Source organism: Lentzea sp. NPDC004782 (assembly GCF_040609115.1).
In the GTDB taxonomy this organism is placed as follows: Bacteria; Actinomycetota; Actinomycetes; order Mycobacteriales; family Pseudonocardiaceae; genus Lentzea.
Genome location: NZ_JBEXJN010000012.1, coordinates 128,091 through 152,331 on the forward strand (window position 1 = coordinate 128,091; position 24,241 = coordinate 152,331).

The 24,241-nt window shown below is 70.7% G+C and carries 22 protein-coding genes; 14 read left to right on the forward strand and 8 right to left on the reverse strand.

What is annotated here, in order from left to right:
• Positions 1 to 20 precede the first annotated feature (20 nt).
• Entirely contained in the window at positions 21 to 404 is a 384-nt protein-coding gene (locus ABZV40_RS14065) for an SsgA family sporulation/cell division regulator (protein WP_355439995.1), read from the forward strand.
• Here the strand turns inward: ABZV40_RS14065 and ABZV40_RS14070 are convergent.
• The 3 genes from ABZV40_RS14070 to ABZV40_RS14080 are packed head-to-tail and all read right to left on the reverse strand — an operon-like array spanning position 396 to position 5,644.
• The gene (locus ABZV40_RS14070; RefSeq protein WP_355439998.1) at positions 396 to 2,729 is read right to left on the reverse strand and encodes a helix-turn-helix domain-containing protein; all 2,334 of its coding nucleotides are present in this window, start codon (positions 2,727 to 2,729) and stop codon (positions 396 to 398) included. The two genes, ABZV40_RS14065 and ABZV40_RS14070, sit on opposite strands and share 9 nt — an antisense overlap.
• A 4-nt stretch (positions 2,730 to 2,733) precedes the next feature.
• The gene (locus ABZV40_RS14075; RefSeq protein ID WP_355440001.1) at positions 2,734 to 4,983 is read right to left on the reverse strand and encodes a helix-turn-helix domain-containing protein; all 2,250 of its coding nucleotides are present in this window, start codon (positions 4,981 to 4,983) and stop codon (positions 2,734 to 2,736) included.
• A gap of 10 nt (positions 4,984 to 4,993) precedes the next feature.
• Complete coding sequence (locus ABZV40_RS14080) at positions 4,994 to 5,644, reverse strand: GntR family transcriptional regulator (protein WP_355440004.1); 651 nt, start codon at positions 5,642 to 5,644, stop codon at positions 4,994 to 4,996.
• Between the two features lie 99 nt (positions 5,645 to 5,743).
• Here ABZV40_RS14080 and ABZV40_RS14085 point away from each other — a divergent pair, with 99 nt between their 5' ends.
• From ABZV40_RS14085 to ABZV40_RS14125, 9 genes are all read left to right on the forward strand, one after another.
• Positions 5,744 to 6,709, forward strand: coding sequence for an asparaginase (locus ABZV40_RS14085; RefSeq protein ID WP_355440007.1), 966 nt, complete (start codon positions 5,744 to 5,746; stop codon positions 6,707 to 6,709).
• A 14-nt stretch (positions 6,710 to 6,723) separates the two neighbouring features.
• A complete protein-coding gene (locus ABZV40_RS14090; RefSeq protein ID WP_355440009.1) occupies positions 6,724 to 7,014 on the forward strand; it encodes a hypothetical protein in 291 nt (96 codons plus the stop codon).
• 80 nt (positions 7,015 to 7,094) lie between these two features.
• On the forward strand, positions 7,095 to 7,517 hold the full coding sequence (msrB, locus tag ABZV40_RS14095) for a peptide-methionine (R)-S-oxide reductase MsrB (protein WP_355440011.1): 423 nt from the start codon (positions 7,095 to 7,097) through the stop codon (positions 7,515 to 7,517).
• A 259-nt stretch (positions 7,518 to 7,776) separates the two neighbouring features.
• A complete protein-coding gene (locus ABZV40_RS14100) occupies positions 7,777 to 8,679 on the forward strand; it encodes a TIGR04222 domain-containing membrane protein (RefSeq protein WP_355440014.1) in 903 nt (300 codons plus the stop codon).
• Positions 8,680 to 8,768: 89 nt separating this feature from the next.
• Entirely contained in the window at positions 8,769 to 9,641 is an 873-nt protein-coding gene (locus ABZV40_RS14105; protein ID WP_355440017.1) for a TIGR04222 domain-containing membrane protein, read from the forward strand.
• A 21-nt stretch (positions 9,642 to 9,662) separates the two neighbouring features.
• Positions 9,663 to 10,433, forward strand: coding sequence for a TIGR04222 domain-containing membrane protein (locus ABZV40_RS14110; RefSeq protein ID WP_355440020.1), 771 nt, complete (start codon positions 9,663 to 9,665; stop codon positions 10,431 to 10,433).
• Positions 10,433 to 11,251 (forward strand): DUF692 domain-containing protein, encoded by an 819-nt coding sequence (locus ABZV40_RS14115; protein ID WP_355440150.1) that lies wholly within the window; start codon positions 10,433 to 10,435, stop codon positions 11,249 to 11,251. The genes ABZV40_RS14110 and ABZV40_RS14115 overlap by 1 nt, the downstream gene beginning before the upstream one ends.
• Position 11,252: 1 nt before the next feature.
• Positions 11,253 to 11,615 (forward strand): hypothetical protein, encoded by a 363-nt coding sequence (locus ABZV40_RS14120; protein WP_355440023.1) that lies wholly within the window; start codon positions 11,253 to 11,255, stop codon positions 11,613 to 11,615.
• A gap of 166 nt (positions 11,616 to 11,781) precedes the next feature.
• Positions 11,782 to 14,859: a S8 family serine peptidase gene (locus tag ABZV40_RS14125; RefSeq protein WP_355440026.1), complete on the forward strand. Its 3,078-nt coding sequence runs from the start codon at positions 11,782 to 11,784 to the stop codon at positions 14,857 to 14,859.
• A 58-nt stretch (positions 14,860 to 14,917) separates the two neighbouring features.
• Here the strand turns inward: ABZV40_RS14125 and hemQ are convergent, their stop codons facing one another.
• The 3 genes from hemQ to hemE are packed head-to-tail and all read right to left on the reverse strand — an operon-like array spanning position 14,918 to position 18,095.
• On the reverse strand, positions 14,918 to 15,610 hold the full coding sequence (hemQ, locus tag ABZV40_RS14130; RefSeq protein WP_355440028.1) for a hydrogen peroxide-dependent heme synthase: 693 nt from the start codon (positions 15,608 to 15,610) through the stop codon (positions 14,918 to 14,920).
• Positions 15,611 to 15,633: 23 nt separating this feature from the next.
• Complete coding sequence (gene hemG / locus ABZV40_RS14135; protein WP_355440031.1) at positions 15,634 to 17,049, reverse strand: protoporphyrinogen oxidase; 1,416 nt, start codon at positions 17,047 to 17,049, stop codon at positions 15,634 to 15,636.
• A gap of 11 nt (positions 17,050 to 17,060) precedes the next feature.
• Positions 17,061 to 18,095, reverse strand: a complete 1,035-nt coding sequence (gene hemE / locus ABZV40_RS14140) for a uroporphyrinogen decarboxylase (RefSeq protein ID WP_355440034.1) — start codon at positions 18,093 to 18,095, stop codon at positions 17,061 to 17,063.
• Positions 18,096 to 18,167: 72 nt separating this feature from the next.
• Between hemE and ABZV40_RS14145 the strand changes: the two genes are divergently transcribed.
• Positions 18,168 to 18,716 (forward strand): DUF3000 domain-containing protein, encoded by a 549-nt coding sequence (locus ABZV40_RS14145; RefSeq protein WP_355440037.1) that lies wholly within the window; start codon positions 18,168 to 18,170, stop codon positions 18,714 to 18,716.
• On the opposite strand, the gene ABZV40_RS14150 is transcribed toward ABZV40_RS14145, so the two are convergent.
• A complete protein-coding gene (locus ABZV40_RS14150; protein ID WP_355440040.1) occupies positions 18,713 to 19,855 on the reverse strand; it encodes a dipeptidase in 1,143 nt (380 codons plus the stop codon). The two genes, ABZV40_RS14145 and ABZV40_RS14150, sit on opposite strands and share 4 nt — an antisense overlap.
• 318 nt (positions 19,856 to 20,173) lie before the next feature.
• On the opposite strand from ABZV40_RS14150, the gene ABZV40_RS14155 reads away from it, so the two are divergent.
• Positions 20,174 to 20,827 (forward strand): response regulator transcription factor, encoded by a 654-nt coding sequence (locus tag ABZV40_RS14155; RefSeq protein ID WP_181320591.1) that lies wholly within the window; start codon positions 20,174 to 20,176, stop codon positions 20,825 to 20,827.
• A gap of 70 nt (positions 20,828 to 20,897) precedes the next feature.
• Positions 20,898 to 22,148, forward strand: coding sequence for a ribonuclease D (locus ABZV40_RS14160; RefSeq protein WP_355440043.1), 1,251 nt, complete (start codon positions 20,898 to 20,900; stop codon positions 22,146 to 22,148).
• 85 nt (positions 22,149 to 22,233) lie between these two features.
• Here the strand turns inward: ABZV40_RS14160 and ABZV40_RS14165 are convergent, their stop codons facing one another.
• Complete coding sequence (locus ABZV40_RS14165; protein WP_355440047.1) at positions 22,234 to 23,166, reverse strand: DJ-1/PfpI family protein; 933 nt, start codon at positions 23,164 to 23,166, stop codon at positions 22,234 to 22,236.
• A 110-nt stretch (positions 23,167 to 23,276) separates the two neighbouring features.
• Between ABZV40_RS14165 and ABZV40_RS14170 the strand changes: the two genes are divergently transcribed.
• Entirely contained in the window at positions 23,277 to 24,218 is a 942-nt protein-coding gene (locus ABZV40_RS14170; protein WP_355440050.1) for an NAD-dependent epimerase/dehydratase family protein, read from the forward strand.
• The last annotated feature ends 23 nt before the right edge of the window (positions 24,219 to 24,241 follow it).

A 24,241-nucleotide genomic window follows, 5' to 3' on the forward strand; every position in this document is an offset into this window, starting at 1 on the left:
GAACATCTCAGGGAGTACCGATGCGGGTCGCGTCACGCACCGTCTTCGACTTCGTCCGCCCCGACGGCGGCACCGCGCCAGTCGAGACGGAGCTGCTCTACCAGGCGGACGACCCGTTCGCGGTCACGATGAAGTTCCACGCCGGTGGCACCGTCGCGACCTGGATCATGGGCAGGGACCTGCTCACCGAGGGCCTGAGCTCGCCGTCGGGTCGCGGCGACGTCCGGTTGCGGCCGAACGCCGGGCGCACGCTGGTGCTGGAGCTGGTCTCCGACCGGCACGTCACCGTGTTCCGGGTGCCGGCCGGGACGCTGCGGAAGTTCCTCGACGCCACCTACCGGCTGGTGCCGCCCGGTACCGAGCACTTCGACGCGGACGCGTTCCTCGGCACGGTCCTACGCTGACAGGCTGATCCCGAGCGCCTCCGCCACCTCCTGCCGCAGCCTCGACATGCCGGGTGACTCGTAGCCCTCGCACTCGGCGAGCGCGCGCACCCGGTGGCGGATCGCCGCGTCGTGGTCGTTCATGCGGTCGCAGAGGGCGGCGAGCTCCATCAGCAGGGACACCGTGGTCTCCGGGTCGGACAACGTGTCCACGGCACCGGTCAGCTGGACGCGTGCCTCGGCGAGCCGCCCGGCCGCGACGAGCGCACGGCCGCGCGTGTGCCTGACCATGGCCCGCAGGTTCGGCGCGCCCTGCGCGAGCAGTTCCTCCGCCTCGGCCACCACGTCGAGCGCCTCGTCGTGCCGGTCCGCCGCGACCAGGGCGTCGGCCAGCCGGAGCATCAGCTGGGCGGCGTTCTCCAGCGAGACGCCGCGTTGGTTCCCACGCAGCGCACGTTCCTGCGCGAGGCACGCGCGCTGCGTCTCGGCCGACTCGTCGAAGCGTCCGAGCCGTTGCAGCAGCACGCCGGTGTAGGACAACGCGAACACCACGTTCATCGGCTGACCGGCCTCGCGGAACAGCTCGGCGGCCTTCCTGGCGTGCGTCACGCCCGTCTCGTGGTTGCCGAGCCGGGACTCGATGCCGGCCCGGTAGTAGTGCGCCCAGGCCGTCTCCTCCAGCGAGCCGCACTCCCGCGCGACCCGCAACGCCTCCTCGTGCCAGCGCAGGGCCAGCGGGATGTTCGGGTGCCGGGCGAAGTAGACCCAGCACACGAAGTTGAGCTGCTGGGCCTGCCGCTTGCGGTCACCCAGCTCGGCCGCGGCGGCGACACCCGCCGTGTAGACCTCGCGCCACAGCTCGCTCGGCCCGCGGTGGTCCGAGTACCAGTGCATCGACCTGGCGAGCGCGAGCACCCGCTCGTGCGCGCCGTCGTCGACGGCCTCGCGGAACGCGCCGCGCCAGTTCGCGAGCTCGTCGGTGAGCCAGCGGTCGGCGCTCGCCAGGTCCGAGGCGCCCTGGTCGTCGGGGTGGAACGCCGACGCGGCCAGCGTCGCGGTCGTGAGCAGCCAGTCGCGCGTGCGCAGGCGGTGTGTCTCGTGGTCGGGTTCCTCGCTGTGCAGGCGTTCGCGCGCGTAGTCGCGGAGCAGGTCGTGGCACGAGTACCGGCCGGGTACCTCTGGTCGGAGAAGGCTCGCGTCGACGAGTTCCTCCAGCAACGTCTCGGCGTCCTCGGCCGGGACGTCCGCGGCGACCGCGGCCAGCGCGACGGACGTGTCCGGGCCGTGCACCAGCGCGAGCCTGCGGAAGATCGTCGCGGTCCGCGGGGCGAGCTGGCGGTACGACATCTCGAACGCGGTGCGGACCTGCACGTCCCCGGTCGCGAGCACGTCGAGGCGCGCACGTTCGTCGGACAGCCGGTCGGCGAGGTGCCGCAACGACCACGTGGTGCGGCCGGTCAGCCGGTGACCCGCGATGGCGAGCGCCAGCGGCACTCCCCCGCACAGCGTCGCGACCAGGCCCGCGGACGCCCGGTCGGCCAGGACGCGGTCGGCACCGGCGGTGGCGGCGAGCAGCGCGACGGAGTCGTCGTGGCTCAGCGGACCGAGGTCGAGGCGGGCGCGGCAGTCCAGGCCCGCCAGCACGTTGCGGCTGGTCACCAGCACGAGCGAACCGGGGCTGGCGGCGAGCAACGGCCGCACTTGGGCCTCGTTCGCGGCGTTGTCGAGCACGAGCAGCACGGTCCGTTCACGCAGCATGGACCGGTACAGGCGTGAGCGATCGGCGGGATCGGACGGCAGCCTCGCGTCCGGCACCCCGAACGCGCGCAGGACCCGCTCGGTCGCCCGGTCCGGCGTGAGCGGGGCGGCGTCCATGCCGCGCAGGTCCAGGTAGAGGCAGCCGTCGGTGAACGCTTCGGCGAACCGATGGGCCGCATCGACCGCGAGAGAGGTTTTGCCGACGCCAGGCGGTCCGTGCACGAGCACGACGTCCAGCACCGACGACGCGGCCGCGCGGTGGATGCACTCGGCGAGCTCGTCCTGCTCGGCCGCGCGACCGGTGAGCCGGGTGGCCGGTGGTGGTGCGCAGTCGGTGCGTTCGGCGCGGGGTGCGCAGGGCTGCGACGACCGGGCGAGCGCGACGAACTCGGCCGTCTCGGTGGCGTCCAGGCCGAGACCGGTCACCAGCAGGTCGACCGTCTGCGCCTGCGGGGTCTGCACGCGGCCGCGTTCTAGATCGCTCAGCGTCCGCACGCCCAGGCCGGTGCGGGCGGCGAGGTCCTCCTGGGTCAGGGCCGCCCGGCGGCGGTAGTACCGCAGGAACTCGCTGAAGGTGGTCGCCCGCATTCCCTCACCCTCTGGCCAGGCACTCCCGCACTTCGGCGGCGATCTCGCGCGTCGCGTCGGTGTCCCACCGCGCGCACGCCGCGAGCGAGTCTCGCAGATGACGCCGATACGCGCTGTCGTCACCTCGTGACTTGGCGTTGTCGGCGAGCGCGCGCAACGCCTGGATCTCCTGGACGCCGTCACCGGTCGCGCGGAACGCCGCCAACGCTTCCGTGAAGTCCTCATCGGACTCGGCGATCCGTCCCGCCAGACGATGAGCCTCGGCGCGATGCCACAGTGCGCGCGCACGCCACGACTTCATCCGTGCGCGCTCATAGACCTTCTCGGCCTCGGTCAACGCCGACACGGCGTCATCGAGCCTGTTGGCGTCCATCAGTGCAAGGCCGAGCCACCAGAGCGTGCGGCCGAGCGCGGAAAGTTCGTAAGTGGTGCGGGCGAACGCACTCATCTCGTTCGCCACCTCTGTGTGTACGGCGACCGCGGCGTCCGCACGGCCCATTCGCTGCCACAGCACGCCGAGCACGGACCGCGCGTAGAGCACGTCCATCGGCTCACGCATCCACTCGATCGCCTTGCGGCACACGCGTTCCGCCTCGTCGAGGTCACCGAGCCCGCTGTGCGAGGCGGCCGCGATGAGCCACACCCAGCCGATGTGCCCGGTCTCCCCCGTCGACTCGGCGCGCTTTGCGGCGCGGGTCAGCACCTCCAGCGCGTCGCCCGGCCGGCCGACCACGTCGAACAGCACCCAGCCGAGCTGGCTGAGCAGCACGATCTCCTGCCACGGCTCGCGCGCGGACGCCAGTGCGGCGCGGTAGACGCGTTCCCAGACCGGACTCGGCTCGATGGCGGCGTAGTGCGAGAGTGCGATCACCGCGCGTGCCACGTCGTCGTGCAGGCCCTGCCTCTGCGCCTGGCAGACGATCTCCGGCATGAGGTCGCGGTGCTCGTCGAGCCAGCGCCTGGCCGTCCGCACGTCCGTCTCGCCGCGGGGAACCACCCGTCGCGCGTCACCCGTCTGTCCGAAGAGGACACCGGCGGTGACCGCGGTCTCCAGCAACCACGCGAGCATCCTGCGGCGCGCGTCACCGGTGTCGTCGAGGAGGTCGTTGGCGAACGTCCGGACCAGGCCGTGGATCCCGTACCCGTGATCGTCGGCGTCGAGGAGGCTGACGTCGGCGAGCTCCTCCAGCGCCTGTTCCGCCTCGGCGACACCGATGCCGGCGAGCTCGGCGGCCAGCTCCGGGGTGACGTGGCCGCCGATCAGCAGCCCCAGCCTGCGGAACACGGCCTTCGCGTGGTCGGGCAGGTGCGCCAGCGAGACCTCGAACGCGCCCCGCACCTCCAGGTCGCCCGCGGTGAGCGCGGCGAGCCGGCGTTCCTCGATCTGCTCGGCCAGGTGAGCGAGCGGCCAGCGCGGACGGCTGGCGAGCCGGTTGCCCGCGATCCGCAACGCGAGCGGCGACCTCCCGCACAACCGCACCAGCTCCCGCGCGGTCCCCGGATCGGCGTCGACGCGCGGCCGGCCGATGATCGACGCGAGCAGCTCCACCGCGGCGTCCTCGGTGAGGCCACCGAGCCGGATCCAGGTGGCCTCCGCGAGCCCGGCGAGCCTGCGCCGCGACGTCACGATCGTGAGACAGCCCGGCAGATCGGCCGCGAGCCTGCGAACCTCCTCCTCACAGCTCGCACCATCCAGCACGAGCAGAAGGCGCCTCCCCGCGAGCAACGACCGGTAGAGCCTCATCTGGCGGTGGGCATCCTCCGGCAGATGCTCGGCATGCACGCCGAGGTCCTTGAGCAACCGCAGCAGCGGCGGTGCGGAACCCTCCAGCTCGATGAACAGCTGTCCGTCCGGAAAGCGTTCCTCAAGCAGATGGGCGGCTCTCACGGCGAGGCTCGTCTTACCGGTCCCCGCAGCGCCGTGGACCACGACGAGCCCGTCACGCATCCCGGCGATCGTGCCGAGCTCGACGTCCCGGCCCACGAGGTCCGCCACGTACATCGGCAACGACCACACCGGCCCCGGCAGCGCGACCCGGCCCGTTCTGGCGAGTCTGCGCAGCTCGTCGCGGTCGGGTTCGTCGAGGTCAAGCGCGTCGATGAGGGCTTCGGTCGTGCGGCGCTGGGGTGAGCGGGCACGGCCGCGCTCCATGTCGCTGATGGCGCGGACGCTGACGCCGGACCGTTCGCCGAGCTCTTCCTGGCTGAGCCCTGCGGCCTTGCGGTGGTGCAGCAGTCGAGCGCCGAACGTCATGCCACCGAAGCTAGCGGTTCATGCTGGTGAGCATCTGCGCACACACGCGGGAGAGGTGCCGCCGCATCACGGTCGACGCCCTGGACGCGTCCCCGTCCGCGACCGCCTGCACGAGTTCGTCGTGGTCGTCCATCGACGCGTGCTGGTGCGGCGGGTCGTCGTCCAGCAAGGCGCTGCGCAGGAGCACCACGCGTTGCTGCACGAGCCGCACCTGCCCGGCGATGTGCGGACTGCGGGCCGCGTCGATCAGGGTCTGGTGGAACGCGAGGTCCAGCCGGTACGGGAACGGCTGCCCCGCCCGGTAGTTGCGCCGGCTCTCCTCGCACACCTCGTGCAGCCGCACCAGGTCCACGTCGGTCCGGCGGGACGCCGCCAGTTCCGCGGCCGCGCATTCCAGGGCCGTGCGCAGCTCGAACAGCGCCTTGACGTCGTCGGCGTCCGCGTCGGGCACGAACGCGCCCCGGTGCGGCACCAGCATCAGCAGGCCCTCGGAGGCCAGGTGCCGGATCGCCTCGCGCAGCGGGCCGCGGCTGATCCCGAGCTTCTGCGCCACCTCGACCTCGTTGACCCGCGAGCCTGGAGGGATTTCCCCAGTGAGCACCTGCTCGCGCAGGACGTCCACGGCCTGCCCGGCCAGACTGAGGTGCAGCGGAGGTGTCACTTTCGTCTCCTGCTCTGGACGGCGGCGGCCGTCTCCTGGTTACACTAGCCGCATTGTCAACTGTCGACAGTTGGCAGTTCGAGACGTTGGAGGGGTGGCATGGGACACGAGGTTGTGGCTGAGGTCTGGCGGGGCGACTTCCTGGAGTCGGTGCACCACGGCACCGTCGTCGCGACCGACGCGTCCGGCACCACCGTCCTGGAGATCGGCCGTCCCGGCGACGTCGCGTTCCCGCGGTCGTCCAACAAGCCGCTGCAGGCCCTCGCGATGCTCCGCTGTGGCATTTCCCGGGGCCTGGACCTCGACGGCGAGCTGCTCGCCCTGGCCTGCGCCTCGCACTCGGGCGAGGACTTCCACGTCGAAGGCGCGCTCAAGATCCTCGCGTCCGCCGGTCTGGGCGAGGACGCGCTGCAGTGCACCCCGGACCTCCCGCTCGGCGAGGACGCCCGCGCCCAGCACCTCGCCCGCGGCCTGGCCGCCGCCCCGAAGTACATGAACTGCTCCGGCAAGCACGCCGCGATGCTCGCCACCTGCGTCGCCAACGGCTGGTCGATCGAGGACTACCTGGACCCGACGCACCCGTTGCAGGTCGCCACCCGGAAGACGATCGAGGACGTGGCCGGTGAACCCGTCGCCCAGGTCGGCGTCGACGGCTGCGGCGCTCCGATCTTCGCCATCAGCCTCACCGGCCTGGCGCGCGCGTTCGGCCGGTTGGCCAGCGCTCCCGCCGGAACGCTGGAACACCGCGTGGCCACCGCCATGAACACCTACCCGCAGTGGGTCGGCGGCACCGGCCGTGACGTCACGGCGCTGATGGACGCCCTGCCCGGCGTCATCGCCAAGGACGGCGCCGAGGGCGTCTACGCGGTCGGCCTGCCCACCGGCGAAGGCGTGGCGCTGAAGATCGCCGACGGCTCGTCGCGCGCCCGCGCGGTCGTCATCGTCGCCGTGCTCAAGCGGCTCGGCGTGGACGTGAGCAAGGTCGAGGACCTCGCCACCGTGCCGGTGCTGGGCCACGGGCGCGCGGTTGGTGCCGTCAAGCCCTCGCTTGCCCTGGCCTGCTGACTAAGCTGGGGGTTATGGGCGATTCGAAGGACGAGCGCGAGAAGTTCCAGGAGGAACTGATCGGTCTCGACCCGCAAGACCCAGAAACCAAGGCGTTCGCCGAGCACCTCGACCGGATGAAGCGGCAGCGCCCCGGTTACACGGTCGAGGGCTACCTGGAGGGCGTGCAGGACTTCGCCGACTCGGCGAACCGCACGACCGGCCACCAGCGGCTGGTGGCCGTCCTGGTGGTCGGGCTCATCCTGCTCGGCGTGATCCTCACGATCTGGTTCGCGTTGGGCGACATCCTCGCGATCATCTTCTGAACCCTTAACGACGTCTTACGGCGCCTCGTGCGTGGCGGCCGCCGGGAAGCCCAGCACCGGTGCCCGCGTTATAAAGGGACATGGAACCTGTTGTCGGCGCCACCCCCAAAGTCGTGCGTTCCGAAGAGGAATGGCGCGCCCAGCTGAACCCCGCCGAGTACGCGGTGCTGCGCCAGGCAGGCACCGAGCGTCCGTGGACCGGCGAGTACACCGAGACCAAGACCGAGGGCGTCTACGAATGCCGTGCCTGCGGAGCCGAGCTGTTCCGCAGCGACACCAAGTTCGACTCGCACTGCGGCTGGCCGTCGTTCTTCTCGCCGTTGGCCGGCGACGCGGTCATCCTCCGTGAGGACCGCACGCTCGGCATGACCCGCGTCGAGGTGCTCTGCGCCACATGTCACAGCCACCTCGGGCATGTTTTCGAAGGTGAGGGGTATCCGACCCCGACGGACCAGCGGTACTGCATCAACTCCGTCTCCTTGAAACTCGTTCCGTCCGAATAGGAGACTGAGGCCGAGTCCGGTCCGCCGGGCCGGACAGACCTGGGAGGGCGCAATGATCTTCTTCGGTACCGACGGCGAAGGCTCCAGCGGAGTCGACGGCGGCTCGTCGAGCTAGCCGCGAAGAGCGAGCCATAGCCACGAGTAATTGACAGAAGACGGACAACCCTAAGGCTTCGTCAACAAGCATTGCCCGCCTGTGGCCCGGACCACACCATGGACGCCACCGAAGCACTTTCGGGGCAGTCAGGGGGTGGGTCGCATGCAGAGGCCTTGGGGATTGTCCGGACCGGAGTTCCTTCAGCTGTACTGGATCGGGCTGGCACTGGCGGTGCTGGTCGCGATCGTCGTCCGGGTGCGCGTTCGGGCGGGGCACAGCGCCTCGCCCGAACGCTTCCTGGACATGGACGAGCTCGCCTATCTCGCGGGCGGTCCGAGGCGCGTGGTCGAGACGGCCATCGCGCGACTGCTCACCTCGGGTGAGCTCCGCACGTCACGACGTGGCGCCGTGCAGGCCACGTCCACCGGCCTGCCGCTCAACGCGGTGGACCGCGCCGTCATCACCGACAGCCAGCGCTACACCAACCGCACGGTCGACCTGATGATCCCCGCGGTGGCGAAGGACGACGTCGTCACCGCGATCGGCCGGCGTCTGGAGGAGATGGGCCTGGTCGTCCGCCCGGAGGTCGCGAAAAGCGCCGCGCGCAAGGGATCCATCGCGTTGTGGGTGCTGTTCGCGATCGGCGTCGTCCGCTGGTTCAACGGCCGCGCGATCGGCGCGCCCGTCGGCTACCTCTCGCTGCTGCTCGTCCTCACGGGCGTGCTCGCTCTCCTGCTCATGCGGCGCAGCAAGCACGTGCGCACGAGCAAGGGCAACAAGGTGCTCGACGCGGCCCGCACCACGAGCAGCAGGGCGGCCATGCCGGACGAGGCCCTGTACGCGGGTGCGGCCGGGCTCGTGCTCTTCGGTGGTTTGGCCGTGTACCCGGATCTCGCGGTGCGCAGCTCGTTGCTCGCCTCGTCCTCCGGCAGTTCCTCCGGCTACGCGGGTGGCGACGGCGGTTCCAGCTACAGCTCGTGCTCGTCGAGTTCTTCTTCGTGTTCGAGCGGCAGCAGCTGTGGCAGCAGCTGCGGTGGTGGATGCGGCGGCGGCTGCGGCGGCTGACTTCCCGTTCGGCCTGAACCAGGTAACGCCGGGAACCCGGGGGTAGATCTCACGTCGAAGATGCACTGGCAGCAGTGAGGGGAGTGCTGATGGCCAAGTCTTCGACGGCGCACCGGGTCGACCAGACCGCGGAGGAGATCGGGTTCCTGGCAGGGGGACCGGGCAGGGCGGCGGAGACCGCCCTGGCCCGGCTGATGGACGGCGGTCTCGTGCGGTTCTCCCGCGAGGGACTCGTGACCGCCGTCCACCAGAACGGTCACGGCGCCACGACCGCACTGGAGGCGTTCATCCTCGCCGGGCTCAACGGCGCGGGCCGCCCGATCGGCCTGGTGGTGGGACCGGCGGCGCACAGTCACGAGATGGGTGCGCTGCGCGACTCCCTGGCGGGCAAGGCCCTCATCCGCCGCAAGTGGGGCAAGGGCAACGGCGGCCGGGCGGCGTTCCGGGTGCTGCTGATCTTCCTCGGCATCGGCTTCCTGGGGGCGGCGCTCCTCGTCGACCGGAACCTCCTGGCCGTCGCGGTCGTGGCGTTGTTCGTGGCGTTCCTCTTGCGCAACAAGAAGATGCTCACGCCGCTCGGCAAGGGCGTGCTCGGGCACGCGCGGATGAACCCGCGCGGCCGGGTGGACGCCGTCGCGTTGTACGGGCTGCGCGGTGTGGTTGGCCGTCAACGGGTCTCCGACCTGTACGGCCTGCCGCCCAACCTCCTGTACGTCACTCCGTTGCCCAGCAAGAAGAAGTCCCGTTCGGACGGTGGCAGCTGTGGCAGCGGCTGCAGCAGCGCGTCGAGCTGCTCTGCCGGCAGTTGTTCGGCCAGCAGTAGTTGTTCAAGCAGCAGCTGCAGTAGCAGCAGCACCTGTTCGAGCAGCAGCAGTTGCGGCAGCTCCAGCAGTTGTTCCAGCAGCAGCTGCAGCAGTTCGAGCTGCAGCAGTAGCAGCAGCAGCTGCAGTTCCAGCAGTTGAGGGGGACCGATGGTCACACCGATGACCTCACAGGGGACGCAGCTGACCGTGGAGCAGGTCGGCTACCTGACCGCGGGCCCGGGCCGGGCCGCGGAGACCGCGCTGGCGCGACTGCTCGACGCGGGCTTGGTGCGGGTGTCGCGAGAGGGCCTCGTCTCGGCTGTGCACCTGAGCAACTGCGGCGCGATCACCCCGCTCGAGGCTCGCACGCTGAGCCGCGCACGGACCGGCGCCCGGTTCGACCAGGTCGTGCGGTCAACCGCGTTCAGCACCGAGATGAAGGCTCTGCACCAGGACCTGCTCGACCGCAGGCTCCTGCAGCGTCCCCGCCACCGCAACCCGGCGTGGGGCTTCTCCCTGACGCTCGCGATCGCGCTGTTCCTCCTCGGCTTCGTGGCGGCGGAGTTCTTCCTGGCGGTGCCGATCGCCTTGCTGTTCGCTCTGTGGCAACGCGGGCGTCGAGCCGTCACGAGGCAGGGCAGGCAGGCTCTGCTGCACGTGAGCGCGACCGACCGGGTGCACAACGTGGCGGTGTACGGCTTCTGCGGCAAGGTGAACCGCCGCCCGGTGGCCGACGAATTCGGACTCCCCCAGAGCGTCGTCAAGATGTTGCCGCTCAAGAAGCACAGGAAAAGACAGTCCTCTTCGGACGGTGGTGGGTCGGGTTGCAGCAGCTGCGGCAGCGGATGTGGTACCAGTAGTTGCTCATCAGGCAGCAGCTGCTCGTCGGGGAGCGGTTGTTCGTCGGGCAGCAGCTGCGGTGGCGGCTGCGGTGGCGGAGGAGGCGACTGATGGCGGGAATCACGGATCTGGGTGTCGGCATCGGCTGGCGCTCGGAGATCGACCTGACCGTGGAACGGTTGCCCGGCGTCGACTTCGTGGAGGTCGTCGCGGAGAACCTCCACATCGGACGGTTACCGGAGTCGGTGACGCTGCTGCTGGAGCGCGGCGTCCCGGTGCTCCCCCACGCCGTGTCGCTCTCGCTCGGCGGCGCGGACGAGGTCGACCTGAACCGGGTCGAGCACCTCGGCGGGATCGCCGAGGCCGTCGGTGCGCCGATGGTGAGCGACCACGTGTGCTTCGTCCGCGCGGGCGGCCTCGACTCGGGCCACCTGATGCCGGTGCCGCGCACGAAGGACGCGCTCGACGTGCTCGTCGCCAACGTCGAGCTGGCGCAGCGGAACCTGCCCGTCCCGCTGGCGCTGGAGAACGTCGCCGCGCTGCTGGAGTGGCCCGGCGGCGAGCTGACCGAGGGCCAGTTCCTCGCCGAGCTCGTCGAACGCACGGACTGCTGGCTGCTCGTCGACGTCGCGAACCTGTACGCGAACGCCCGCAACATCGGCACCGACCCGGAGCGGTTCCTCGACGAGATCCCGTTGGAGCGCCTGGCATACGTGCACGTGGCGGGCGGCGTCGAGCACGGCGGCGTCTACCACGACACGCACGCCCACGCGGTGCTGCCGGAGGTGCTCGGCGTTCTCGACGAACTGTGTTCACGTGTGAAACCACCCGGCGTTCTGCTGGAACGCGACGACAACTACCCCTCCGACACCGAAATCGCGACCGAGCTGGCCGCGATCCGCGCCGTCGTGGACAAACACCGTGGCTGAAATGATCGACGACAACGACTCCCCGGCCGCACGTGAAAGGCTCGCCGCCGCCCAGGCCGAGCTGTTGAACGCATTGCTCGCGAACGGACCGGCCCCGGCGGGATTCGACGAACAACGACTCGACGTCGAACGCCGCGCGTTGCTGTCGAAACGCCGCGGCATCGTGCGGATGCTGGGTCCGGCCGTCGCCGACGAGCTCGGCGAGAGGTTCCGGCCGCTCTTCGACGCCTACGCCGTGGCACACCCACGTCGTGCGGGTTCTCGCGCGCGTGAGGACGCCGCGGCATTCGCGGAATGGTGCCGGGCCGCGGGAGAACTGCCGGTGAAACGCAAGGCGCGCTGGAAGTTCTGGCAGTCGAACTGACGGGCGAACACCTCCTCAACCAGAATCCCCCGTTCAGCCCTGTGTACCTCCGGACCGCCATCGATACGTTCGAAAGTGTCGGGGGCGCTTTTTCACATTGCCGTAGAAGGCCTTCCGGCCTGCGCGGAGAACAGCGCGCAGCAATTCGAACCACGAGGGGATTCGAATGCGCGGAAAAACGGAAGTGCTGGGCGCCGCCATCGCGGCGCTCGCACTGACCGCGGCACCGGCCACCACCGCCTGGGCCGCTCCACCACCGGTCACCGGCAACCAGGCGGTCGACGAGGTCACGCTCGTCACCGGCGACAAGGTCCTGCTGGGGCGAGGACAGCAGGTCGTCGCGATCCAGCCCGGCAAGGGCCGCGAGGGCATGGCCTTCAAGACCCACCGCGGCGCCGACGGGCACACCACGGTCGTGCCGAAGGACGCGTTCGGGCCCCTGGCGGCGGGCCGGCTCGACCGCAGGCTCTTCGACGTCACCACGTTGCTGGAGTTCGGCTACCGCGACCACATGCCGTTGATCGTGGACGGTCACGCGCGGCTCGCCGCGCGGACGGACGACGACTGGGCGGCGCTGAAGTCCGAGGCGAGCTCCGGTGACAAGATCTGGCTCGACGGCATCCGCAAGCCGAGCCTCGACCGGTCGGTCGCCCAGATCGGCGCGCCCGCCGCCCACCAGAAGGGCATCACCGGCAAGGGCGTCAAGGTCGCGATCGTCGACACCGGCGTGGACGAGAACCACCCGGACCTCAAAGGCCAGCAGATCGCCGAGAAGAACTTCACGACCGACCCCGACAACACCGACAGGGTCGGCCACGGCACGCACGTGGGCTCGACCGTCGCGAGCCACGACGCGAAGTACGGCGGTGTCGCGCCGGGCGCGCAGCTGATCGACGCCAAGGTCTGCGTCCAGGCCGGCTGCCAGGAGTCGTGGATCCTCGACGGCATGCGCTGGGCGGTGGAGCAGGGCGCCCAGATCGTCAACCTGAGCCTCGGCGGCCGTGACACCCCGGAGATCGACCCGCTGGAGCAGGCGGTCAACGACCTGACGGCCAAGTACGGCGCGTTGTTCGTCATCGCGGCGGGCAACTCCGGCGCGCCGGGCACGGTCAGCTCACCCAGCACGGCCGAGGCCGCGCTGTCGGTGGGCGCCGTGGACCGCGACGACTCGCTCGCACCGTTCTCCAGCAGGGGCCCGCGGGTGGGAGACAGCGGCCTCAAGCCCGAGGTGACGGCGCCGGGCGTCGGCATCGTCGCGGCGGCCGCGGGCACGAACGGCGAGCACGTCGCGTTCAGCGGCACCTCCATGGCGACGCCGCACGTGGCGGGCGCCGCGGCCCTGCTCAAGCAGCAGCACCCGGAGTGGACGCCGGCGCAGCTCAAGTCGGTGCTGGCCGGCACGGCCAAGCCGACGCCGGGGGTCAGCGCGTTCGACCAGGGTGCGGGCCGCATCGACGTGGCCAAGGCGATCGGCCAGGTGCTCACCGCGGACGCCGCCGCGGTGAACTTCGGCCGGCACGAGTGGCCGCACGGTGACGACAAGCCCGAAACCAGGACGATCACCTACACGAACCCGACCGACGCGCCGATCACGCTCGACGTGAAGCTGACCAGCGGTGCGCCGCAGGGCATGTTCTCGCTGAGCTCCTCGCGGGTGACGGTGCCGGCCAAGGGCACCGCGGCGGTGAAGGTCACCGGTGACACCCGCGTCGGCACCCAGGACGGCGCGTACACCGGCGAGGTCGTCGCCACGTCCGGACCGCACACCGTGCGCACGCTCGTCGGCGTCGAGCGCGAGGTGGAGAGCTACGACCTCACGATCGACCTGACAGCGCGCGACGGCGGGGACCCGGAGGTCTCGCTGACGCACATCGACGGCCTGGACGCCCGGTCGTCCAAGACCGTCTACGGCGCCGGCGACCAGAAGGTCCGCCTGCCCAGGGGCACCTACCTGCTCGACACGACGATCAGCACGCCGACCGGTCTCGACATGGTGTTCCAGCCGACGGTGAAGCTGACCGGCGACGTGACGGTCAGGCAGGACGCGCGTCTCGCCCAGCCGATCGTGGTGAAGGCACCGGAGCCCACCGGCAGCTTCGTCGCCGGGGAGCTGGCGTACCGGCGCGCGTACGGCGACGTGGTGCTGCAGAGCTCGCTGCTGGCGTTCGGCGGCTTCGACGGCATCTCCGCGGTCCAGATGGGCGGCCCGCTCCCGCCGAACGAGATGTCGTCGCTCACCACCCTGCACGCGAACTCAGCGGCCGACGCGAACATCTACTACCGGCTGTCCTACCCGGTCGGCGGCGGCATCCCCAACGGCCTGACGCGCACACCGGCCAAGACGGACCTGGCTCGCGTCGAGGCCACCATCGGCGGTCTGCGGCCCGGCAGCACGGCGACCAAGGGCGAGCTCCCGCAGTCGGTGCACGGCGTGAGCGGCGGTTCCGCGCTCTACCCGGTGCCGGCGGGCAGCAAGGCCGTCGACTACGTGACGACCGAGGACGTGCGCTGGCAGTCGATCGTGAGCATCACGCACGCGAACGGCGGCCTGGAGCAGACCATCTCCGCGCTCCGCACGTACGAGCCGGGCAGGACGTACCAGGAGCGGGAGAACCAGCCGGTGTTCTCGCCGGCGCTGCCCGAGTCCCCGTACCCGTACGCCCAGCGGTCCGGTGCGCAGCTGTCCATCGCCGTGCCGATGCTCAGCGACGGCGGCAACGGCCAGGGCGGGTCCACGGTGGACAGCTTCCGGGCAGCGCTCTACCGCGACGGCGTGCTGCTCGCGGAGAACGACGGCCGGACCTTCCAGAACGTGCCGCTGCCGGAGGCCGACTTCCGCGTCGAGGCGAACCTCGACCGCAGTTCGCAGTTCGAGTTCAGCAGCAAGGTGTCGGCGGCGTGGACGTTCAGGTCCAGGGGCACGCCGGGCGTCACCGACACCATTCCGCTGTCGGTCGTGCGGTTCGCGCCGAAGCTCGACGACAACGGCGCGGTGCCCGCGGGAACGTTGCAGCGCATCGGGTTGGTCACGCAGTCGCACGGTGACACGGGCAAGGTGCGCGTCACCGGCGTGCAGTATTCGCACGACGACGGCAAGTCGTGGCGCAACGCGGGCGTGGTCGGCAACAGCGCGTTGATCTACCACCCGGCGGGCTCGAAGTGGACCTCGCTGAAGGCCACGGCGAAGGACGCCAAGGGCAACACCGTCGAGCTGACGGTGATCCACGCCTACAAGGTGAGCTGAAAACGATGAACGGCGCTTTTGTCCACCTGAGGTGGGCAAAAGCGCCGTTCATCGTTTGCTACGGCAGGTTCGTGACCAGCTCGGCGGCCGGGACGCGGGTGCCCGTGTAGAAGGGGATCTCCTCGCGCACGTGCAACCGCGCCTCGGTGCCGCGCAGGTGACGCATCAGGTCGACGATGCGGTGCAGCTCGTCGGCCTCGAACGCGAGCATCCACTCGTAGTCGCCGAGCGCGAACGACGCGACGGTGTTCGCGCGCACGTCCGGGAAGTCGCGGGCTTCCTTGCCGTGGTCCGCGAGCATCTTGCGGCGGTCCTCGTCCGGCAGCAGGTACCACTCGTAGGACCGCACGAACGGGTAGACGCAGACGTACTTGCGCGGCTCCTCACCCGCGAGGAACGCGGGGATGTGGCTGCGGTTGAACTCGGCGGGCCGGTGCAGGGCGACCTGCGACCAGACCGGCGTCGAGACCTTGCCGAGCGGGGTGCGGCGGAAGCCGGTGTAGGCGGCCTGGAGCTGCTCGATCTCCTCGGCGTGCCACCAGATCATGAAGTCGGCGTCGGCACGCAGACCCGCCAGGTCGTAGACGCCGCGGACGACGACGCCCTTGCCCTCCAACGCGTCCAGGTAGTTCTGGGTCTCCGCGGCGGCGGCGCTGCGGTCCTCCGGCAGCTTGCCCGGTTCGACCCGGAACACCGACCACATCGTGTAGCGGATGGTGTCGTTGAGCTCGTTGTAGTTCAGGCGTGCCATACGTCCATCTTGGCACGCCTGCCTCAACGGCGAACGCGGCCCAGCAGGTGTGCTGCGACACGCGCGGCGGCCGCGTCGGCCGTGGCGATGCAGGCCGGCACGCCCACGCCGTGCAGCGTCGCTCCGGCCACGGCAAGACCCGGCACGTCAGCGATGCCGCGCTCGATCGTGTCGACCAGGTCGAGGTGCCCGACACCGTACTGCGGCAGGCCCCCGCCCCAGCGCTGCACCACGTAGTCGATCGGCTCGGCCCTGATCCCGGTCAGCTCGAACAGGTCGTTGCGGACGGCCTTGACGAGGTCGGCGTCGCTGCGCTGCAGGAGCGCCGTGTCGCCGTGCCGCCCCACCGAGCCGCGCAGGATCACCGGGTCGCCGATGTGCGACCACTTGCGGCTGGAGAACGTGAACGCCTTGGCGGTGAACGGGGTGATGCGGTCGCTGTACCGCTCCCCCTCCGCGATCAGGATGCCGGAGCGGTCCGGCAGCCGGGTGCCCGGCGGCAGCGCCAGTGCGACCACTGCCATCGAGGCGACCTCGACCTTGCCGTACGCGGCGGACACCTGCGGCGCGATCTCCGAGAGCAGCTTGCGCGCCGACGGAGCCGGGACCGCGAGCACGACGCCGTCGCACTCCAGGTACTCAGGGGTCGCGGCCGAACCGATCTCCAGCCGCCAGCCGTCGCCGAGCCACGACAGCACCCGCACCGGCAGACCCAGGCGGACGACCGGTTTCGACACCTCGGCGAGCCGGTCGACCAGGCTCTGGACACCGTTGCCCAGCGACGCGAACACCGGTGGCCGCGCGGCACGCGGCTGCGGTGGTGCGGGCATCATCGTCGCGGCGGCCGCCAGCAGCGAACCGACGCCCTTGTCCAGCAGCGTGGCGATCTGCGGCATCGTGGCGCGCAGGCCGAGCTCGTCCGCGCGGCCCGCGTAGACCCCGCCGAGCAACGGGCTGACCAGGCGGTCGGCGACCTCGGGGCCGAACCTGTCCTTCACCAGTGCGCCGACCGCGATGTCGCCACCCCGCAGGTCGATCGGCGGCAGCGTCGGTTCCATCTCGACCCGCAGCGCGCCCTCGGACGACAGCATGTGCCGCACTGTCTCGACGCTCGCCGGTACGCCCATGAACGTGTGCGGCGGCAGTTGGTGCGTATGCCCCGCGGCGTGCACATAGGACTTCGCCGACGTCGGGTGCACGACGTCACCGGCGAGCCCGACCTCGTTGATCAGCTCCTGCGCCTCGGGCTTGCGGTGCAGGAACGCCTCGGCGCCCACGTCGAACCGCACCCCGGCGAGCTCGGTCGTGCGCAGCTTGCCACCGAGCCGGTCGGACTGCTCGATGACGGTGATCTTCGCGTCGGGCCCGAGCAGCATGCGCAACCGGTGCGCGGCGGCCAGGCCGGAGATGCCTCCCCCGACGACTGCGACGTGCGGCACTCTTGCGTGCATTACAAGCTGTGGATCAGTTCGACGGTCCGGGTGATGATCTCCGGATCGGTGTCGGGCAGCACGCCGTGGCCGAGGTTGAAGATGTGGCCCGCGGCCGCCTTGCCCTCGGCGTGGATGCGGCGCACCTCGCGTTCGACGGCCTCGAAGCCCGCGAAGAACAGCGCCGGGTCGAGGTTGCCCTGCACGACCGGCTTCGGCAGCTCCGGGTTCGCCTTCTGCAGCCTCTCGACCGCCACGTCGAGCGGGATCCGCCAGTCGACGCCGACGACGTCCGCACCGGCCTGGCGCATCGCCGGCAGCAGCTCACCCGTGCCGACCCCGAAGTGGATGCGGGGCACGGTGGTGATGGTCTCCAGGACGCGCTTGGAGTGCGGCAGGACGAACTCGCGGTAGTCGCGCTCGGACAGCGCGCCCGCCCACGAGTCGAACAGCTGGACCGCCTGCACCCCGGCGTCGAGCTGCGCGTGCAGGAAGGCCGCCGTGATGCCGGCGATCTTGCCGAGCAGCGCGTGCCACAGCTCCGGGTTGCCGTGCATGAGGGCCTTGGTGCGCTCGTGGTTCTTGCTCGGCCCGCCCTCGACGAGGTAGCTCGCCAGCGTGAACGGCGCGCCGGCGAACCCGATCAGCGCGACCTGCTGCGGGAGTTCCTTGAGCAGCAGCCCGATGGCGTCCGCGACCGGCTGGACCTGCTCGGCGTGCAGCTCGGGCAGCTTCTCGACGTCGGAGAACGTCCTGACCGGGTGCGCGACGACCGGACCGGTGCCCGCGACGATGTCGAGGTCGACCCCGGCCGCCTTCAGCGGCACGACGATGTCGGAGAAGAGGATCGCGCCGTCGACGCCGTGCCGCCAGACCGGCTGCATCGTGATCTCGCAGACCATCTCGGGGTCCATGCACGCGTCGAGCATCGCGGTGCCCTGGCGAAGCGCCCGGTACTCGGGCAGCGACCGTCCCGCCTGCCGCATGAACCAGACAGGGGTGTGCGACGGGGTGCCGCCACTTGCGGCCACGAGGAGGGGGGCTGAAGAAGTCATCTCCCTTTCATGGTCCCACGTCCCGGCGTGCCGCCGTCACTCGGTCGGTTTCCGAGGCATACAGTCAGTTGTGTGACCGAGCCGGAAATCTTCCGCCGGGCGGTGGGGACGCTCAAGTCGGTTCGCACCAGGCCCGAGATCGAACTCACCGAGGTTCGCCCACCGCAGCGGCTCGCGCCGTGGGCGTACGCGCTGACGGCTGAGGTCACCGGTCCGTCGGACGAGCTCTCCACCGGCCGCCTGGTGCTGCTGCACGACCCGGACGGCGACGAGGCGTGGGGCGGTGTCCTGCGCGTCGTGGCCTACGTGCGCGTGGAGCTCGACCACGAGCTCGCGTCGGACCCGCTGCTGCCCGAGGTCGGCTGGTCGTGGCTGACCGAGGCCCTCGACCAGTCCGGCGCCCGGTTCACCGCGCTGGGCGGGACGGTGACGCAGACGTCGTCGGCCCGGTTCGGCGACATCGCCGGCCCGGCCCGCACCGACGACCTGGAACTGCGCGCGTCGTGGACCGCGCTCGACGGAGAACTCGCCGAGCACGGCACCGCGTTCTACGAGCTGATGGCGACGGCCGTGGGGCTGCCGCCGGTCGGCGTCACGCTCTTCGGCCAGCGCCAGCCCTAGTCGGCGTCCCTGAGCACCCGCAGGACGTTCGCGCCCGCGAGCTTGGCGCAGTCGTCCTCGGACCAGCCCTTGTCGAGCAGCGCGCCGATGAGGTCCGGGTAGGTCGAGACGTCCTCCAGGCCCTCGGGCAGGGACTGCACGCCGTCGTAGTCGCCGCCCAGGCCGATGTGGTCGACGCCGACGACCTCACGGGCGTGTTCGAGGTGCGTGACGACGTCGTCGAGAGTGGCGAGCGGCTTCGGGTGGTCCACGGCCCACTTCTCGCCGAACGCCTTGCGCTCCCCCATGTCCGCGTGGTTCGCACCGGCGGCCGCCATCGCGTCACGAAGGGCTGCGTCCCATTCAGCGACACGGGGTGAGACGAAGTCCGGAACGAATGTGATCATGGCCACACCGCCGTTGGCCTTCAGCTTGACCAGGACGTCATCGGGAATGTTGCGCGGGTGGTCCGCAACGTGGCGGCACGACGAGTGGCTGAAGATGACCGGCTTGACGCTCGTGTCGAGCGCGGCGTGCATCGTGCTGGGTGCGACGTGGCTCAGGTCGACGAGCATGCCGATCCGGTTCATCTCACGCACGACGTCGCGGCCGAACTCGGTCAGGCCGCCGTGTTCTGGCTGGTCAGTGGCACTGTCGGCCCACGGCGTGTTGTCGTTGTGGGTGAGCGTCATGTAGCGGACACCCAGACGGCGCAACGCGCGCAGAACGCCGAGTGAAGAGTTGATGGAATGTCCGCCCTCGGCCCCCAGGAGGGACGCGACACGCCCGGACGCGAAAACTTTTTCGGCCTCCGCGGCGGTGGTCGCGACGCCCAGGTGGTCGGAGTACCGCTCGGCCAGCTCGTAGACCAGTTCGACCTGCTCCAGCACGGCGGTCACGGCTGCGTCGCCCGCGAGCCGGCAGGGAATCCAGACGGACCAGAACTGCATCCCGAGGCCGCCCTCGCGCATTTTCACGATGTCCGTGTGCAAGCTGGGATGACGTTCCGTGAGATTGATCTTCGCCGCGGTCGTGTAGACGTCCTCGCCCGTTCCGTCACCGAACTCCCGCAGCGCCCACGGGAGGTCGTTGTGGCCGTCGACGAGGGGCACACGCTGCAGCAACGCCCGCGCTCGTTCGCGACCGGTCAGGCTCGGCACAACCAACTCCTATACGTCGTCGTGAGGGCATCCGGTGTTACTCCCCCTATCCAGTTGTCATCCAATCGTGTGACACATGAGGCCATCTGTCACAACTCAATAGGGATAGATACCCGATTGATCGTCCCGTAGACCCGCATGGGCGGCTACGCTGCCCCAGACGACACCACTTTCGGTCGATCAGTGGCGCGGCTGATTGGACGAAAGTCTCCGGTGCCGGTCGGGGGGCACGACCGACTCCAGGGAGGTAGTGACGTGGCTGCCGTCGGCTTAGGTCAGGCCGTTCGTACCACGCCAGCCGGCTCGTTGCCGGCGAACATGGTCCCGCACCCGCGGGAGGAGCTTTTTTCAGTGCTGGTGGTCGACGACCACCCACTGCTGAGGGAGGCGATATCAGCTCGGCTCACCCAGATGGGGGCCGGGACAGTGCATGAGGCCGCATCGGTGGCAGAGGCTCGGGCGCGGGCACTTGCAACCGGACCGTGCGACCTCGCGATCCTCGATCTGGGCCTGCCGGATGGCACCGGCATCGACCTGGTCACGGAGCTCCGTGCCCAGGGCTGGCCCCGCATCGTGGTCCTCGCATCCTCCGACGACCCCTACGCGGTCAGGTCGGCCTTCCAGGCGGGCGCCCAGGCGTACCTCCTGAAGTCCGCCTCTCCGATGGTGGTCACCGACGGGGTGCGCCGGGTTCTCGATGGCGGCGTTTACGCAGATCCGAGCGTGGCACCAGTACTCGCAGCGGGTACTCGGGTGCCGGGCACCGACAACACGCCGCGGGAACTCTCCGCGCGTGAGGTCGAGGTGCTCCAGCTGGTCGCCGATGGCCAGAGCAACAAGGAAATCGGCGAGGCTCTGAGCCTGTCCGCGCTCACGGTGAAGTCTCACCTGTCGCGGATCGGCCGGAAGCTGGGCACCGGGGATCGCGCTCAGATGGTCGCGCTGGCCATGCGTGCCGGCGTGATCCGCTAGATACCGGTTTGAAGCACTGAACCGGCCGAGAACACCTGTGAGTGGTGCGATCGTCGTAGGGTCATCCGCTGTGGATGTACCCGCCGACGAGCCAACCGCACCAACCGGACCAGATCCGGTACCGCTGACGGAACCTGCTGATGGGGTCCCGCCCGTGGTCGCCGATCCTGCTGCGCTCCGGCGAGCCGCTGACGCGCTCGCCGGGGCGAAGGGCCCGGTCGCGGTGGACACCGAGCGAGCCTCGGGCTACCGCTACTCACAGCGTGCCTATCTGGTGCAACTGCGCCGGGAGGGCGCCGGCACCTGGTTGGTCGACCCGATCGCTCTAGGCGGTCGGCTTGACCCGCTGGTGCAGGCGCTGGACGGCACTGAGTGGGTGTTGCACGCGGCGTCTCAGGACCTGCCGTGCCTCGCCGAACTCGGGCTGCGACCCGGCGCGCTGTTCGACACCGAGCTGGCGGGCAGGCTGGCTGGGTTCGAACGCGTGGCATTGGGCACGCTGGTCGAGCGACTGCTCGGCTATCGGCTGGAGAAGGGGCACGGCGCGGCCGACTGGTCGCGCCGCCCCCTTCCTGCCGACTGGCTGACGTACGCCGCTCTGGACGTGGAGCTGCTCGTGCAGCTGCGCGACGTTCTCGAGGCCGAGCTGGAGCGCCAGGGCAAGCTCGCCTGGGCGCTCGAGGAGTTCGAGGCGGTACGGACGGCGCCTTTGCCGCGCCCCCGTACCGACCCCTGGCGGCGCACGTCGGGTATCCACCGCGTGCGCAACCAGCGTCAACTGGCCCTGGTGCGGTCGCTGTGGGAAGCCCGCGACGCCGTGGCCCGCGAACGCGACATCGCCCCCGGCCGAGTCCTCCCGGACTCCGCCCTGATGGAGGCGGCCGCCCGCAACCCCGCTTCGGAAGCCGAGCTGCTCGCGCTTCCGGTCTTCCGCGGACGGGCCCAGCGCCGCATGGCCGGCGTCTGGATGAACGCTCTGCGCAAGGCCGCCGCCCTGCCCAAGTCCGAGCTCCCGGAGCCCGCGGGCCAGCACGACGGCCCGCCCCCGCCCAACCGCTGGGCGGACAAGGACCCGGACGCCGCCGCCCGCCTGGCCGCGGCCCGCACGGCACTGGCGGGCATCGCCGAGGCCAACACCCTCCCGGTGGAGAACCTGCTGCTGCCCGACCTCGTGCGCCGCACCTGCTGGCAACCGCCCGCCGACCTGTCGCCCGAGTCCGTGGCCGCCGTGCTGCGCGAAGGCGGGGCCCGGTCGTGGCAGATCGACCTCACCCACGAGGCCCTGGCCAAGGCGCTGACCGCGACGGCCCCGCCGTCCTGATCGCCGATATCCGATATATCAGTTACCGCGACATCCGCTGACCTGCTCCTTGGCAATGAGTCTTTTGACTTCGTCCGCAAAAGACTCATTGCAAGGGCCGGCGGTACGACGCGCGGTAGGCGGTCGGGGTGAGGCCCGTCCGGCGGACCATGTGCTGCCGCAGCGAGTCGGCGCTGCCCAGACCGCTGTGGTGAGCGACCAGGCCGACGGGCAGCGTGCTGGTCTCCAGCAGCTGACGAGCGCGGTCGACGCGCCGGTGCAACAGCCATTGCAACGGGCTCGTGCCGGTCTCGGCGTGGAACCGCCGGGTCAGGGTCCGCACGCTCACGCGGGCGTGCGTGGCGAGGTCCGCGAGGGTGAGCGGCTCGTCGAGCCGGCGCAGCGCCCACTCGCGGGTGGCCGCGAGCGAGGCGTCCTCGACGGCGGGCAGCGGCGTGTCGACCACCTGGGCCTGGTCGCCGGGACGTGGCGCGGCGACCAGCGCCATCCGCCCCGCGGTGGCCGCCGCCGCGGCGCCGAGATCGGTGCGGACCACGTGCAGGCACAGCTCGATGCACGCGGCGGCACCTGCCGACGTGAGCACGGGACCGTCGGCGACGTACAGCACGTCAGGCACCACCGTCACCCGCGGATGACGACGGACGAGCTCGTCGGTCAGGCCCCAGTGCGTCGTCGCGCGGCGCCCGTCCAGGACACCGGCCTGCGCGAGCACGAACGTGCCGGTGCAGATCGCGGCCGTGCGGGCGCCGTCGTCCGCGGCGGCCCGGACGGCGTCGAGGATCCGGGAATCGGTGTCCGTGCGGCCTCCGCCGCCGATGACGACGCACGTGTCGGCTCCGCGGACAGCGGTCAGATCGCGATCGACGAACACGTCCGGACCGCCGACCGCCTCGACCCGTCCGGGGTCGGCCGTGCACACGGTGATCTCGTAGGAGCCGGTGGCGTCGAGGACCATCCGCGCGATGGCGAGGTCGAACGAGTACACCGGCGCGACCACGACGAAGACGATCCGATGCATGGCCAGAACCTCCGGGAAAGTGGCAAGCGGGCCGGTGCCGCGAACAGGGCGCGGACACCACAGTGGATCAAGCGAATCCGCGCAACTCGATGTTCCCCGGAAAGAGGACCATGTCCGTCCACGTGATCATCGGCCGTGGTGCCACCGCCCACGCCACAGCACTCCAGCTCGCCGAGTCCGGCGACGAGGTCAGGGTGGTCAGCCGCACCGGCGGCGGCCCGGAGCACCCCGGCGTCACCCGAATCGCGCTCGACGCGGGCGACGCGACCGCCCTGGCCGAGGTCGCCGCGGGAGCTGCCACGATCATCAACTGCGCCATGCCCGCCTATCACACCTGGCCGCAGACCGTTCCACCGCTGTTCGGCGCGATCCTGTCCGCCGCGGAACGCACCGGCGCCACCTACGTGATGCTCGGCAACCTGTACGGCTACGGACCGGTCGACGGCCCGCTCACCGAGGACCTCCCGCTGGCCGCGACGGGCCCCAAGGGCCTGGTCCGCGCCCGCATGTGGCTGGAGGCCAAGGCCGCGCACGACGCGGGCCGGGTGCGCGTCACCGAGGTGCGCGCCGGCCAGTTCCTCGGCCCGGGTGCCTTCTCGACCTTCACCGCGCTGGTCCTGCCGAAGGTCCTGGCCGGACACCTCGCCGTCGTGCCCGCCGCCCTGGACACCCCGCACTCGTACACCTCGGTCGGTGACGCCGCCCGCGCTCTGGGCACCGTCGCCCGCGACGAACGCGCCCTCGGCCAGGCCTGGCACGCACCCGTCGTCGTCACCTCCGTCCGCACCGCGGCAACCCGCCTGGCCGAGCTGGCGGACGCGCCGCCACCCCAGCTCGCCGAGATGACCGACCGGGAGCTGACGCTGCTCGGCACCACCGCGCCGTTCTGGAACGAGCTCTGGGAGACCCACCACATGTCGCACCGCCCGTTCGTCGTGGACGCCTCCCGCATCGAGAAGACCTTCGGGCTGGCGGCCACACCGCTCGACGAGGTCCTCACCGCGACACTGCGCCAGGCGGAAATCCCGCCACGAGTCCTCACGACCGCCTGACAGCACCGATATATCAGTTCTAC

What these genes read in the sequence shown, in the direction of transcription:
- ABZV40_RS14065 (WP_355439995.1), top strand. Translation starts at nt 21, where the DNA reads ATGCGGGTCGCGTCACGCACCGTCTTCGACTTCGTCCGCCCCGACGGC.
- ABZV40_RS14070 (WP_355439998.1), bottom strand. Translation starts at nt 2,729, where the DNA reads ATGCGGGCGACCACCTTCAGCGAGTTCCTGCGGTACTACCGCCGCCGG.
- ABZV40_RS14075 (WP_355440001.1), bottom strand. Translation starts at nt 4,983, where the DNA reads ATGACGTTCGGCGCTCGACTGCTGCACCACCGCAAGGCCGCAGGGCTC.
- ABZV40_RS14085 (WP_355440007.1), top strand. Translation starts at nt 5,744, where the DNA reads ATGGGACACGAGGTTGTGGCTGAGGTCTGGCGGGGCGACTTCCTGGAG.
- ABZV40_RS14090 (WP_355440009.1), top strand. Translation starts at nt 6,724, where the DNA reads ATGGGCGATTCGAAGGACGAGCGCGAGAAGTTCCAGGAGGAACTGATC.
- msrB (WP_355440011.1), top strand. Translation starts at nt 7,095, where the DNA reads ATGGAACCTGTTGTCGGCGCCACCCCCAAAGTCGTGCGTTCCGAAGAG.
- ABZV40_RS14100 (WP_355440014.1), top strand. Translation starts at nt 7,777, where the DNA reads ATGCAGAGGCCTTGGGGATTGTCCGGACCGGAGTTCCTTCAGCTGTAC.
- ABZV40_RS14105 (WP_355440017.1), top strand. Translation starts at nt 8,769, where the DNA reads ATGGCCAAGTCTTCGACGGCGCACCGGGTCGACCAGACCGCGGAGGAG.
- ABZV40_RS14110 (WP_355440020.1), top strand. Translation starts at nt 9,663, where the DNA reads ATGACCTCACAGGGGACGCAGCTGACCGTGGAGCAGGTCGGCTACCTG.
- ABZV40_RS14115 (WP_355440150.1), top strand. Translation starts at nt 10,433, where the DNA reads ATGGCGGGAATCACGGATCTGGGTGTCGGCATCGGCTGGCGCTCGGAG.
- ABZV40_RS14120 (WP_355440023.1), top strand. Translation starts at nt 11,253, where the DNA reads ATGATCGACGACAACGACTCCCCGGCCGCACGTGAAAGGCTCGCCGCC.
- ABZV40_RS14125 (WP_355440026.1), top strand. Translation starts at nt 11,782, where the DNA reads ATGCGCGGAAAAACGGAAGTGCTGGGCGCCGCCATCGCGGCGCTCGCA.
- hemQ (WP_355440028.1), bottom strand. Translation starts at nt 15,610, where the DNA reads ATGGCACGCCTGAACTACAACGAGCTCAACGACACCATCCGCTACACG.
- hemE (WP_355440034.1), bottom strand. Translation starts at nt 18,095, where the DNA reads ATGACTTCTTCAGCCCCCCTCCTCGTGGCCGCAAGTGGCGGCACCCCG.
- ABZV40_RS14155 (WP_181320591.1), top strand. Translation starts at nt 20,174, where the DNA reads ATGGTCCCGCACCCGCGGGAGGAGCTTTTTTCAGTGCTGGTGGTCGAC.
- ABZV40_RS14165 (WP_355440047.1), bottom strand. Translation starts at nt 23,166, where the DNA reads ATGCATCGGATCGTCTTCGTCGTGGTCGCGCCGGTGTACTCGTTCGAC.
- ABZV40_RS14170 (WP_355440050.1), top strand. Translation starts at nt 23,277, where the DNA reads ATGTCCGTCCACGTGATCATCGGCCGTGGTGCCACCGCCCACGCCACA.